Annotated in this window: 13 protein-coding genes and 1 pseudogene; 9 read left to right on the top strand and 5 right to left on the bottom strand. The window is 71.0% G+C overall.

Going from position 1 to position 12,324, the window contains the following annotated elements:
* The first annotated feature begins 89 nt into the window (after positions 1-89).
* Positions 90-610, top strand: a pseudogene (locus IQ220_RS11445) (photosystem I assembly protein Ycf3).
* A 28-nt stretch (positions 611-638) separates the two neighbouring features.
* Here the strand turns inward: IQ220_RS11445 and radA are convergent.
* The gene (gene radA, locus IQ220_RS11440) at positions 639-2,060 is read right to left on the bottom strand and encodes a DNA repair protein RadA (protein ID WP_193915084.1); all 1,422 of its coding nucleotides are present in this window, start codon (positions 2,058-2,060) and stop codon (positions 639-641) included.
* A gap of 103 nt (positions 2,061-2,163) precedes the next feature.
* Here radA and rpaB point away from each other — a divergent pair, with 103 nt between their 5' ends.
* The 5 genes from rpaB to IQ220_RS11415 all read left to right on the top strand — a co-directional run bounded on the left by rpaB (position 2,164) and on the right by IQ220_RS11415 (position 7,026).
* On the top strand, positions 2,164-2,922 hold the full coding sequence (rpaB, locus tag IQ220_RS11435; protein WP_186698413.1) for a response regulator transcription factor RpaB: 759 nt from the start codon (positions 2,164-2,166) through the stop codon (positions 2,920-2,922).
* The gene (gene plsX, locus IQ220_RS11430) at positions 2,903-4,213 is read left to right on the top strand and encodes a phosphate acyltransferase PlsX (RefSeq protein ID WP_193915082.1); all 1,311 of its coding nucleotides are present in this window, start codon (positions 2,903-2,905) and stop codon (positions 4,211-4,213) included. Before rpaB ends, plsX begins: the two co-directional genes overlap by 20 nt.
* 84 nt (positions 4,214-4,297) lie before the next feature.
* Positions 4,298-5,308: a beta-ketoacyl-ACP synthase III gene (locus IQ220_RS11425; protein ID WP_193915168.1), complete on the top strand. Its 1,011-nt coding sequence runs from the start codon at positions 4,298-4,300 to the stop codon at positions 5,306-5,308.
* A gap of 54 nt (positions 5,309-5,362) precedes the next feature.
* Positions 5,363-6,253, top strand: coding sequence for an ACP S-malonyltransferase (fabD, locus tag IQ220_RS11420; RefSeq protein ID WP_193915080.1), 891 nt, complete (start codon positions 5,363-5,365; stop codon positions 6,251-6,253).
* Positions 6,254-6,306: 53 nt separating this feature from the next.
* Entirely contained in the window at positions 6,307-7,026 is a 720-nt protein-coding gene (locus IQ220_RS11415; protein WP_193915166.1) for a 1-acyl-sn-glycerol-3-phosphate acyltransferase, read from the top strand.
* On the opposite strand, the gene IQ220_RS11410 is transcribed toward IQ220_RS11415, so the two are convergent.
* Genes IQ220_RS11410 through IQ220_RS11400 form a run of 3 tightly spaced genes read right to left on the bottom strand, consistent with a single transcriptional unit; the run spans position 6,983 to position 8,453 of the window.
* Positions 6,983-7,591 (bottom strand): YdcF family protein, encoded by a 609-nt coding sequence (locus tag IQ220_RS11410; protein ID WP_193915078.1) that lies wholly within the window; start codon positions 7,589-7,591, stop codon positions 6,983-6,985. The two genes, IQ220_RS11415 and IQ220_RS11410, sit on opposite strands and share 44 nt — an antisense overlap.
* Positions 7,591-8,205 carry a tRNA (adenosine(37)-N6)-threonylcarbamoyltransferase complex dimerization subunit type 1 TsaB gene (gene tsaB / locus IQ220_RS11405; RefSeq protein WP_193915076.1) on the bottom strand — a complete coding sequence of 205 codons (615 nt, stop codon included), beginning with the start codon at positions 8,203-8,205 and terminating at the stop codon, positions 7,591-7,593. The genes IQ220_RS11410 and tsaB overlap by 1 nt, the downstream gene beginning before the upstream one ends.
* Positions 8,202-8,453, bottom strand: a complete 252-nt coding sequence (locus tag IQ220_RS11400) for a Ycf34 family protein (protein ID WP_193815066.1) — start codon at positions 8,451-8,453, stop codon at positions 8,202-8,204. Before IQ220_RS11400 ends, tsaB begins: the two co-directional genes overlap by 4 nt.
* Here IQ220_RS11400 and IQ220_RS11395 point away from each other — a divergent pair.
* The 3 genes from IQ220_RS11395 (at position 8,446) to IQ220_RS11385 (ending at position 11,219) form a co-directional block, all read left to right on the top strand.
* Positions 8,446-9,714, top strand: coding sequence for a CCA tRNA nucleotidyltransferase (locus IQ220_RS11395; RefSeq protein WP_193915074.1), 1,269 nt, complete (start codon positions 8,446-8,448; stop codon positions 9,712-9,714). The two genes, IQ220_RS11400 and IQ220_RS11395, sit on opposite strands and share 8 nt — an antisense overlap.
* Before the next feature lie 72 nt (positions 9,715-9,786).
* Positions 9,787-10,212, top strand: a complete 426-nt coding sequence (locus IQ220_RS11390; RefSeq protein WP_186698400.1) for an RNA-binding protein — start codon at positions 9,787-9,789, stop codon at positions 10,210-10,212.
* Positions 10,213-10,259: 47 nt separating this feature from the next.
* On the top strand, positions 10,260-11,219 hold the full coding sequence (locus IQ220_RS11385) for an alpha/beta fold hydrolase (RefSeq protein WP_186698399.1): 960 nt from the start codon (positions 10,260-10,262) through the stop codon (positions 11,217-11,219).
* Here IQ220_RS11385 and IQ220_RS11380 read toward each other — a convergent pair.
* On the bottom strand, positions 11,216-12,163 hold the full coding sequence (locus tag IQ220_RS11380) for a phytoene synthase (RefSeq protein WP_193915072.1): 948 nt from the start codon (positions 12,161-12,163) through the stop codon (positions 11,216-11,218). The two genes, IQ220_RS11385 and IQ220_RS11380, sit on opposite strands and share 4 nt — an antisense overlap.
* Positions 12,164-12,324: the final 161 nt, after the last annotated feature.

The raw sequence follows: 12,324 nt of genomic DNA, 5'->3' as shown, positions 1-12,324 counted from the left end.
GATCAGGCTAGGCCGCACGATCGGGCCTGGCCGATCCGCCGCCGCCAGATCGGCCAGGATGGAGCCACTCGAAGCTCGCTGACCCGCCGGTGCCCCGCTCCCAACGCAACGACAACTTCATCGACAAGAGCTTCACGGTGATGGCCGACCTGATCCTCAAGGTGCTGCCCACGAACCGCCGCGCCAAGGAGGCCTTCGCGTACTACCGCGACGGCATGAGCGCCCAGGCCGATGGGGAGTACGCCGAGGCCCTCGAGAACTACGAGGAGGCCCTCAGCCTGGAGGACGACCCCAACGACAAGGCCTTCATCCTCTACAACATGGCCCTCGTGTTCGCCTCCAACGGTGAGCACCAGAAGGCGCTCGACTTCTACGGCCAGGCGCTGGACCTCAACAGCAAGATGCCCCAGGTGCTCAACAACATGGCGGTGATCCACCACCACCTGGCTCGATCGCCGAGGAGAAGGGCGATGCGGATGAGTCAGACCGCTGCTACGACCTGGCCGCCGAGTGCTGGGCCAAGGCGATCCGCATGGCCCCCAACAACTACATCGAGGCCCAGAACTGGTTGAAAACCAGTGGCCGCGGCAGCGTGGACGTCTACTTCTGAGGTTCGCCGCGAGGGCCTGCCCCTGCTTTCAACCGGGCTCGACCTCCTCCAGGCTGACCCCCAGGGCCGCCACCAGGGCCTCCGCCACGGTGCCCGCCTCCAGCACCTGCAGCCCCGCCACCCGGCCCGATCCGGCCAGGCCGCTGGCCCGGGGCACCACGGCCCGGGCAAACCCCAGCCGCTCCGCCTCCTGCAACCGCAGCTCCAGCTGGCCCACGGGCCGCAGCTGCCCCCCCAGCCCCAGCTCGCCCACCAGCACCGTGCCCGGCGGCAGCACCAGATCGCGGTAGCTGGCCACCACCGCCGCCGCCACGCCCAGATCCGCGGCGGGCTCCTCCACCTCCAGCCCTCCGGCCACGGCCAGGTAGCAGTCGAAGCGCGACAGAGGCAGGCCCAGATGCTTCTCCAGCACCGCCAGGATCTGGTGCAGGCGGTTCACGGCGATGCCCGTGGCACTGCGGCGGGGGCTGGCGTAGCTGGTGCCGCTCACCAGCGCCTGCAGCTCCACCAGCAGGGGCCTGGTGCCCTCACAGGCCACGATCGTGGCGCTGCCGCTGCTGGGCTCCGCCCCCCCCAGGAACAGCTCACTGGGATTGCTCACCTCCGCCAGCCCCTGATCGCGCATCTCGAACACGCCGAGCTCGTGGGTGGCCCCGAAGCGGTTCTTCACGGCCCGCAGCAGCCGATGGCTGGCGAAGCGGTCGCCCTCGAAGGTGAGCACCGCATCCACCAGGTGCTCGAGCACCTTGGGCCCGGCCAGCATGCCCTCCTTGGTCACGTGGCCCACCAGCAGCACGGCCGTGTCCTGGCGCTTGGCGATGCGGGCCAGGGCAGCGGCGCACTCGCGCACCTGGGCCACCGAACCCGGAGCACTGGCGAGCTGGGCGTCGTGCAGGGCCTGGATGCTGTCGATGATCGCCACGGCAGGACGCAGGGCCTCCAGCTCCTGCAGCACCAGTTCGAGATCGGTCTCGGCGAGCAGCTGCACATCGGCCTCAGCGGCCTGCGCCGGCGCAGCCAGGCGGCGCCAGCGCAGCTTCACCTGCTGGGCCGACTCCTCGGCGCTCACGTAGAGCACTGAGGCCTGCTCGGCCATCGCGCGGGCGCTCTGCAGCAGCAGCGTGCTCTTGCCGATGCCGGGATCCCCGCCCAGCAGCACCAGGGAGCCCGGCACCAGGCCACCGCCCAGCACCCGGTCCAGCTCGCCATAGCCGCTGGCCAGCCGCTGCAGCGGCTGATCGCCGGCGGCCTGGATCGACTGGGACCGCCGCGGGCGTACCGCGGAGGCGGCCCCGGGGGCACCGGGGGTGGCCCTCAGGCGGCGGTTGTCGCTGGAGCCGGCCTGCTCCACCAGGGTGTTCCAGCTGCCACAGGCGTTGCAGCGCCCGAAGAACTGGCGCGCCTGGGCCCCACAGCTGCTGCAGACGTAGATGGAGAGAGGCTTGGCCACGGGCTGGCGGGCGGGGACTATGAAGAAAGGTGGCTTTGCATGAAATAAGAGCCCCTCTGGCCTTTTCAGTAGGGCGATCTGATGTACAGGCCGAACGGAGGAGATGACGGCGTCACCCACCAGTCCAGTTCGAGAGAAAGAGACGATCCTGGTCGTCGATGACGAGGCCAGTATCCGCCGGATCCTCGAGACCCGGCTGTCGATGATCGGCTACGAGGTGGTGACCGCCGCCGACGGGCTGGAGGCCCTTGAGCGCTTCCGGGAGCAGCCCCCCGACCTGGTGGTGCTCGACGTGATGATGCCTCGGCTGGATGGCTACGGGGTGTGCCAGGAGCTGCGCAAGGAATCCGACGTGCCGATCGTGATGCTCACCGCCCTCGGCGACGTGGCCGACCGGATCACAGGCCTGGAACTGGGCGCCGACGACTACGTGGTGAAGCCCTTCAGCCCCAAGGAGCTGGAGGCCCGCATCCGCTGCGTGCTGCGCCGGGTGGAGAAGGAACAGGTGGCCGGCATCCCCAACTCGGGGGTGATCGGCGTGGGCGACCTGCGCATCGACACCAACAAGCGCCAGGTGTACCGCGGCGATGAACGGATCCGCCTCACCGGCATGGAGTTCAGCCTGCTGGAACTGCTGGTGAGCCGCAGCGGCGAGCCCTTCAGCCGCGGCGAGATTCTCAAGGAGGTATGGGGTTACACCCCTGAGCGTCACGTGGACACCAGGGTGGTGGATGTCCACATCTCCCGGCTGCGCTCCAAACTGGAGGATGATCCGGCCAACCCCGAGCTGATCCTCACGGCGCGGGGCACCGGCTACCTGTTCCAACGCATCGTCGATCCCGTTGCCTCCGAAGGAGCCTGAAAAGCGCACCAAACAGCGGCGGGCGATCCGCCGCCTGGTGATCTGGTATCGCCGCAATGCCGCTGTGACCTCCCTGGTCGGCACCGCCAGCACAGCCGCCAGCACGGCGGTGTCCGGGGCGGGCAGCGTGGCCGGCGTGGCCAGCAGTGCCGCCAACACCGTGCTGCAACCGCTGGTGGTGGACCCGCTGCGTCGCCTGCAACGGGGTCTGGGCGGGCCCGATGAGGACGTGCCCATCAACGACGCCGACCGGCTCTGGGTGGCCGTGGACGGCATGGGCGGCGACCACGCCCCGGGGCCGATCCTGGAGGGCTGCCTGCAGGCGGTGGAGCGCCTGCCGCTGCGCGTTCGCTTCGTGGCGGAAACCGCCCTGCTGCAGGCGGCTGCAGCCGAGCTCGGACTGCACGACCGCCTCCAGGAGGCCATCAGCGCCGGGCTGATCGAGCTGGTGCCCAGTGGCCCCTCGGTGGGCATGCACGAGGAGGCCACCGTGGTGCGCCGCAAGCGCGATGCCAGCATCAACATGGCCATGGACCTGGTGAAGCAGGGCCAGGCCACAGCGGTGTACTCGGCCGGCAACTCGGGCGCCGTGATGGCCGCCGCGATCTTTCGGCTGGGCCGGCTCAAGGGCATCGACAGGCCCGCCATCGGCGCCCTGTTCCCCACCAAGGACCCCGAGCAGCAGGTGCTGGTGCTGGATGTGGGCGCCAACATGGACTGCAAACCCGAGTGGCTGCTGCAGTTCGCCCTGCTCGGCAACATCTACAGCCGGGACGTGCTGCAGGTGGCCCATCCGCGCATCGGCCTGGTGAACATCGGCGAGGAGTCGTGCAAGGGCAATGAGCTCTGTCTGCGCAGCCACGGGCTGCTGAGTTCCGAACCCCGCTTCCGCTTTGCCGGAAACTGCGAAGGCCGCGACATTCTCTCCGGCGCCTTCGATGTGGTGGTGTGCGATGGCTTCACCGGCAACGTGCTGCTCAAGTTTCTGGAGAGCGTCGGCAGCGTGCTGCTGGACGTGATCAAGGTGGAGCTGCCCCGAGGGCGCCGCGGCAAGGTGGGCTCGGCCTTCCTGATCAACAACCTGCGCCGCATCAAGAAGCGCCTCGACCACGCCGAACACGGCGGCGCTCTGCTCCTCGGCGTGGACGGCGTGTGCGTGATCGGCCATGGCAGCAGCAAGGCCCTCTCGGTGCTGAGTGCCCTGCGGCTGGCCCACTCGGCCGCCAACCACGGCGTGATGGAGAATCTGCACGCCCTCAGCCAGGAAAGCGGCGCTGTGGCCTGTGGTTGACTGAGCCCACTTGTGGGTCGCCCGCCCTTGGCTCTCGGCGTTTCGCTCTCCCAGGCAGAAACCCAGGGCAGGGCCGCCACCGGCATGGCCCTGGTGGGCTGCGGCAGTGGGGTTCCCAGTGCCAGCGTCAGCAACGAGGATCTGAGCCGGCGCGTCGACACCAGCGATGGTTGGATCCGCTCCCGCACCGGCATCGGAGCCCGCCGGGTGTCGGGACCAGGCGAGCCGCTCACAGCCCTGGCGACCCAGGCCGCCGCGGCCGCCCTGGCCCATGCCGGCTGGCGGGCTGAGGATCTCGATCTGATCCTGCTGGCCACCTCCAGCCCCGACGACCTGTTCGGCACGGCCCCCCTGGTGCAGGGGCAACTGGGCGCGGTGAACGCGGTGGCTTTCGATCTGACGGCGGCCTGCAGCGGCTTTCTGTTCGCCCTGATCACGGCGGGGCAGTACATCGCCGCCGGGTCCGTGCGCCGGGCCCTGGTGATCGGCGCCGACCAGCTGAGTCGCTGGGTGGACTGGGACGATCGGGGCACCTGCGTGCTGTTCGGCGACGGCGCCGGCGCCGTGGCTGTGGAAGCCTGTGCGCCTGAAGCCACGGGTCTGCTGGGCTTCCGGATGCGCTCCGACGGCTCCCGCAACGCCTGCCTCACCCTGGCCCAGACCGACGAGCAACAGCCCCTGCTGGACGGGCTCACCAGCCAGCGGGGCGGGTTCGCCGCCATCCAGATGAACGGCCAGGAGGTCTACAAGTTCGCCGTGCGGGAAGTGCCCGCGATCCTCGCCGAGCTGCTGGAGAGCACGGGCACGGCGCCGGCCGAGCTGGACTGGCTGCTGCTGCACCAGGCCAACCAGCGCATCCTCGATGCCGTGGCAGAGCGCTTCGCCGTGCCGCGGGAGCGGGTGCTGAGCAATCTCGCCGCCTATGGCAACACCTCGGCCGCCACCATCCCGCTGATGCTGGATGAAGCGGTGCGCGATGGCCGGGTGCAACCGGGCCAGCTGCTGGGCAGCAGTGGCTTCGGAGCGGGCCTGAGCTGGGGAGCCGCCCTGCTGCGCTGGTCTGGTCCCGGGGCCGCCACCAGCCCGGAGGCCTGAGGCTGTCGGTGGGGTCTGGCCGTAGCCTCTGGCGTTGTGATCAGGGGCAGCGGGATGGGAATTGCCTGGGTGTTTCCCGGCCAGGGTTCGCAGAAGCTGGGCATGGCCGCAGGCCTGCTGGAGCTGCCCGGGGCGCGGCAGCGTTTCGACCAGGCCTCGGCGCTGCTGGGCCGCGACCTGCTGGCCATCTGCGCCGGTGAGGCCGAGGGCGAGCTCTGCGACCTCAACGACACGCGCAACACCCAGCCGGCCCTGTTCGTGGTGGAGAGCCTGCTGGTGGATGGCCTGCGGGCCCAGGGCCGGCAGGCCGATCTGGTGGCAGGGCACAGCCTCGGTGAGCTGGTGGCGCTCTACGCCGCCGGAGTGTTCGACGTGACCACCGGCCTGGAGCTGATGCGCAGCCGCAGCAGCCTGATGGCCGCAGGCGGCGGTGGGGCCATGACGGCGGTGATGGGATTCGAGCGCGCGCTGCTGGAGGAGCTGGTGGCCGCCAACCCGGAGGTGGTGATCGCCAACGACAACAGCAGCGCCCAGGTGGTGCTGTCGGGAACGCCCGAGGCCGTGGCGCAGGTGAGCGAGGCGCTGCACTGCCGGCGCGCCGTGCCCCTGGCGGTGAGCGGAGCCTTCCACTCACCGTTCATGGCCGAGGCCGCCGAGGCCTTTGCCCGCCAGCTCGAGAACGTGCCCTTCGCCGATGCCAGCGTGCCCGTGCTCAGCAACACGGACCCCACCCCTGAAACCCGCGCTGAAGCGCTCAAAGCCAGGCTGGGGCAGCAGATGACCACGGGCGTGCGCTGGCGCGAGACCATGGCCCAGTGTGAGGCGGCCGGCATCACCACGGCCGTGGAGATCGGCCCAGGGGCGGTGCTCAGTGGCCTGCTGAAGCGCAGCTGCCCCGGCATCAGCACCGCCCAGATCGCCGGCCCTGCCGACCTGGGTCTGTGAGCCGCTCCGGACTGCGCCCGGGCAGCCGGTCGGTCAACGCCGTGAAGCGGGTGCTGCGACGCCGCAAGCGCAGCGAACCACCGGCCCTGATCCGCACCCCCAGACCCAGCCTGGTGTATCGGCTGATCAGCTATCTGCTGGTGTTTCCGATCTACCGCCTGCTGTTCCGGGGGCGCACCGCGGGCAACGGCCATGTGCCCAACGAGGGGGCTCTGGTGGTGGTGGCCAACCACGGCTCCCACCTCGATCCGCCCCTGCTGGGCCATGCCCTCGGCCGGCCCGTGGCCTTCATGGCCAAGGCCGAGCTGTTCCAGGTACCACTGCTGGGGCCGATCATCCGGGCCTGCGGGGCCTATCCCGTGGCCCGGGGCGCCAGCGACCGCGAGGCGATCCGCACCGCCACCGACCGCCTTGAGGAGGGCTGGGCCACCGGCGTGTTTCTCGATGGCACCCGCCAGAGCGACGGCCGGGTCAACAACCCCCTGGCGGGGGCTGCCCTGCTGGCCGCCCGCAGCGGCGCAGCCCTGCTGCCGGTGGCGATCCTCAACAGCCACCGCGCCCTGGGCCCTGGCGGCTCCGGCATCCGGCTGGTGCCGATCCACATCCGCATCGGCACGCCGATTCCCCCGCCCGGCTCCCGCCGCCGGCCCGATCTGGACGCCGCCACCCGCGCCTGCCAGGAGCAGATCAATGCCCTGCTCGACCAGGGGCTGATCGGCCGGAACCGCCTCAGCGGAGCTCCAGACTCAGCCGCTCTGCCGCCCAGCTCCTGAGATCGCGGCCGCTGATCACCCACAGCGCCGCCCGCAGGCCATCACCCCAGATCTTCTGGCGGCTCTCGGGGCTGCAGAGGTCGGCGCAGTCCACCGGTTCAGGCGTGAGGTGGATGCCCCTGCTGCCAGCCACGATGCGACCCACGAGCAGAGCGCGATCCATGTGGTCCTGGCTGGTCACCAGCAGGGCATGGCGGATGCGGGCCCGGCGCAGGTCGTCCACCAGGGAGGTGAAGTTGGTGAGGGTGTCGTTGGCGCGGTAGTCGAGCTTCACCTGGCCGGGCTGCAGACCCTGCCGCTCCTCGAACAGCCAGTGAGCGAATTCGGGATTGCTGCCGCCGCTCACCACCACGGGAAGCCCCTGCTCAGCAGCGATCTCGGCCGCATGGCGCTCCCGTTCCACATCACCGCCGAGCACCAGGATCATCTGGGCCGGTGGCGGCGTCGGCCACCACCAGCCCCGGGAGAGCACCGCCAGCGCGGCTGCCAGGGCCAGCAGCAGCCAACGCTTGCCGCCACGGCGATGGCGCCGGGGCCGCTGCTGCCGGCGGGAGGCGGGGGCCATCAGAGCGGCACCGGAGCGGTGGGGTAGAGCGGCAGCACCGGCTGCCAGGGCGCCGGCACAGCAGCGGCGTGGGCCTCGGCGCTCAGGTCAAGCAGCTGCACCACGTCGCGCTCCACATCCACCTCCGCCGCCAACACCGGCAGATCGGGCTCCGCAGCGCGCAGGGCCTCGCTGTCCTCATAGAGCCGGGGCTCACGCCGTTGCGCCATGCCCCCCAGGGCTTCGGGGCAGGGACCATAGACACCGGCCACGACGCCCCGGCGCGGCAACGCCTGGCTCAGCCAGGTGGGCCCGGCCAGGTGCAGGCGCCGGGCCACCAACAGAAAGCTGCCCACGCCATCGAGGGGAATCTCCAGCTGCTGGGCGAGGGTGCGGGCCAGCACCACCGTGAGCCGGGTGCCGGTGAAGCCGCCCGGCCCCGTGGCCACGGCCAGCCGCGCCAGGGCTGGCCAGGACTGGGCAGGCAGCAGCGACTCGACGCTCTCGAGCAGGGCGCCGGAGAGATCCCGGCCCAGGGGGAACTGCCGCACCTGGTCAGGGATGTCGTCCTCAAGGCTGCGGAGGCCGACGCCAAGCACCGGGCTGGAGCTGTGCAGGGCCAGGAGCCAGCTCATCGAGGGCAGGCCTCCCCGGGGCGCAGGCGCTGCCAGCGGCCGGGATCGGCCGCGAAGGAGTCGCAGGCCCGCACGTCCCACTCCACGCCCACACCCCCGGCCGCCAGGTCGAGCACCTGCACGTGGATGCGGGGCTGGGAGGGGCGGAAGTCGGGCTCGGCGCTGAGGTGGGGCACACCGTGCTGCCGCTCCACCGCGTGGTAGGCCTGACAGCGGTCGACCCAGCGGCAGTTCACGCAGATGCACATCCCGGCCAGGCCGCGCCAGGCGCCCATTGTGGCGGGCAATCTGCCGGCTGACGAGCGGGCGGTGCGGCTGTGGGAGCGGCTGGCGCCCCAGCACTGGCCCGTGCCCCCGGACCACTTCCCCGCCGGCTGCGCCCTGGTGGGGGGAGCCGTGCGCGATGCCCTGCTGGGCCGCCTGGCGCCCTGCCCCGACCTTGACCTGGTGGTGCCGGGCCCAGCGATCAGCCTGGGGCGGCAGCTGGCCCGCCGCTGCGGCGGCACCTGTGTGGTGCTGGACTCCGAGCGCGACATCGCCCGGCTGGTGCTGCGGGGCTGGACCCTCGACCTGGCCCGGCAGGAGGGCAACAGCCTCGAGCAGGACCTCCGCCGCCGCGACTACACCGCCAACGCGATCGCCCTGCCCCTGGCCCCCGGCAGCCCCCTGCTGGATCCCACCGGCGGCCTCGGCGACCTCAGAGCCGCTCGCCTGGCCGCCGTGAGCGAGGCCAACCTGCTGGCCGATCCGCTGCGGCTGCTGCGCGGTCTGCGCCTGGAGGTGGAGCTGGAACTCGTGCTGGAGGCGCGCAGCCGCAACTGGATCCGGCGCCACGGGGCAAGGCTCGCCGAGGTGGCCGGCGAGCGGGTGCTCACCGAACTGGAGAAACTGGCCACGGCCCCCGGCGGCGAGCGGGGCCTGGCCGGATGTGCCGGGCTGAGTCTGCTGGCCCCCTGGGGGGCCGATGCCACGGCTGAGCCCGTGCTGCTGAGCCTCAGCCTTGAGCAGGCCGAGGCCTGCGGGCTCGGCAGCGCGGCTGCCTGGGCCCTGCCGCTGGCCCGGCTGGCGGCGCTGCTGCCGCCTGAGGCCCTGGGCCAGCTCCGGGCCAGCCGTCAGCTGCAGCAGCGCAGCGGACGGCTGCGCCGGTGGTGGCGGCGGCTGACACAGGCCGCGGCGGGAGCCGCGCTCACGGAGGCCGAGCAACTTCAGCTGCACCTGGACCTGGAGGCAGACCTGCCGGCCCTGTTGCTCTTCCTGCCGGCGCCCCAGGCGAAGCAGCAGATGGAGCGCTGGCATCTGGCGGAAGACCCTCTCTTCCACCCCAGCTCTCCTCTCAACGGCGTGCAGCTGCAGCAGGCCCTCGGGCTGGCGCCGGGGCCCGAACTGGGAGTGCTGATGAGGCATCTCACCCAGGAGCGGGCCTTCGGCCGGATCCCGCCGCAGGATCCGGCGGCCAGCAGGGCGGCTCTGATCGCCGCCAGGGCCTGGCTCGACCGGCGGCATGGTTAACTTCCAGATGTCATAGGCGTGTGTCCGAGGTTTTCCTCGCCTGCGAAACGTTTTCCTATCCCTTCCCCTGCCATGAGCATTCGTCTCTACGTCGGCAACCTGCCGCAAGCTTTTGATGCCAAGGAGCTCGAGGCTCTGTTCACGGCCATCGGGGAAGGGGTGCGCTTCAAGGCCGTCAATGATCGCGACACGGGCGCCTGCCGCGGTTTCGGCTTCGCCAACGTGGACGACCAGAAGCTGGCCGACGCCGTGATCGAGCAGCTCAACGGTAAGGACTTCGGTGGCAACACCCTGCGCATCGAGGTCTCCGAGCGCCGAGACGCCCGTGCCACCGCCACCGCCGACCGCCGTGGTGGCACCGGCAGCGCCCCCCAGCGCAAGGCCGTGAACAAGGTGGTCCACGCCGACCAGGTGGACAGCGAGGCCCCCGACCCCCGCTGGGCCGGCGAGCTGGCCAAGCTCAAGCAGCTGCTCGACAACCAGAAGGCCGCGGTCTGAACGCGGCTGGAGGCGGCCGGCAGCCATCCGTTCCCCGCCCCAGCCCGATGGTCACCTCTCCCTACCCCCCGGCCTGGCTGGCGGCCATGACCTGGCGGGGCTGGCGGGTGGCCTATCTGAGCGCGCCGGCCCTGAGCAGCACGCCGGCGGCGCCGGTGCTGCTGATCCATGGCTTCGGGGCCTGTAAGGAGCACTGGCGTCACAGCGTGGAGGCCCTGCGGCAACAACGGCCTGTGTATGCCCTTGACCTGATCGGTTTCGGGGCCAGCGACAAGCCCCGCTCCCGCCTGGGCGACGAACCCGAGCTGCCGGGCTCCCTGCGCTACGGCATGGAGCTCTGGGCCGATCAGGTGGTGGCGTTCATCGCCTCCCAGCAGTTGGACACGGTGCAGCTGGTGGGAAACTCCATCGGCGGCGTCGTCGCCCTGGCCGCCGCTGCCAAGCTGGAGCGCAGTGGCCGGCCCGCCCTGGGCGTGGTTCTGGTGGATTGCGCCCAGCGCGCCCTCGATGACAAGCGCCTGGTGGACCAGCCCGCAGGGCTGCGCCGCCTGCGCCCGGCCCTGAAAAGCGTGGTGCGCCAACGCTGGCTGACCCAGTTGCTGTTCCGCTCCTTCGCCCGGCCGGAGGCGATCCGCCGGGTGCTGCTCCAGGCCTATCCCAGCGGCCGCAACGTGGATGAGCAGCTGGTGGCGTTGCTTCTCACCCCGGCCCAGCAGCCCGGCGCCAGCGAGGCCTTCCGCGGCTTCGTGAATCTCTTCGACGACTGCCTGGCCCCGGACCTGCTGGACCAGCTGGCCACGCCCGTGACCCTGATCTGCGGTCAGGCAGATCCCTGGGAGCCAGTGGCCGAAGCCCGCCGCTGGCAGCGCTTCGCCTGTGTGCGGCAGCTGCATGAACTGCCGGGGCTGGGCCATTGCCCCCACGATGAGGCCCCGGAGCAGGTGAACCCGTTGCTGCTGGAGGCCCTAGCCGAAGCGGACCAGGGACTGAGCGCCCCGGCTGGTTAGCGCACCTGGGCCACAACGAAGGACAGCGGCAGGTCGAGCAGCTTGCCGGTGCGGGGCACATAGGCCCGCTTGTTGAACACGTCGTAGTTCTGCTGCTCGATCACATCGAGAATGCCGCGGTAGAGCCGCAGCGAGGCCCACACCGGCCAGCGGGCATCGGGAGCCAGCCAGCGCACGCCGGCCTCCGAGCGGGCAAACCACTGACGGGCCCGGGTCACCTGGAAGCGCATCAAGGCCCGCCAGTTGTCGTTGAGCACCCCCGCCAGAAGCTGCTCCTCGCCGTAGCCAAACCGCGCCAGCTCATCCTGGGGCAGGTAGATCCGCCCGCGGCTGCGGTCTTCGCCCACGTCGCGCAGGATGTTGGTGAGCTGGTTGGCGATGCCCAGGGCCACGGCCGCATCCGAGGTGTCTGGGGCAGCACTCCAGGGGGCCGACGTGTAGGCGGCGTCGCGGCCCATCACCTCCTGGGTCATCAGGCCCACCGTGCCGGCCACCCGATAGCAGTAGAGCTCCAGCTCGGCAAAGCTGGTGTAGCGCTGCCGGCTCAGGTCCATGCGCTGGCCCTCGATCATGTCCAGGTAGGCCTGCAGCGGCTGGGGATAGCGCTCAAGGGTGTCCTGCATGGCCAGATCCAGGCCGTCGTGGACCACCCCGTTGAACAGCTCCCTGGTGCGCAGCTCCCAGGCATCGAGACGCTCAGCCAGCTCCTGCGCGGAGCGCGCCTGGGCCTCGGCGCTGTCCATCAGTTCGTCGGTGCGGCGGCACCACACGTAGATCGCCCAGATCGCCCGGCGCTTGGCCGGAGGCATCAGCAGGGTGCCCAGATAGAAGGTCTTGGCCCACTCGGCCGTCTCCTGCCGGCAGTGTTCGTAGGCCTGAGCAAGGCTGGGGAGCACCACAGGTCGGCTGGGACGCTGGCCATGGTGGCAGAGCTGGGCGGTCATCCCCGCACCAGCCGCTGTGGACGGCAATCGAGCGTCATGGACGAGGAGGACAGGGCGAGACCCTCGGCTGCGGCGTGGCGGGGGGACAGGGCCTGGGGGGAAGCGGTGGTGATGGCAGAGCGGCCGGGGAGCAGGGGGCGGACCCGGGGTGGCACCGGGGC

This window comes from Cyanobium sp. LEGE 06113 (genome assembly GCF_015207615.1).
This window is presented reverse-complemented; position numbering and strand designations above follow the sequence as displayed.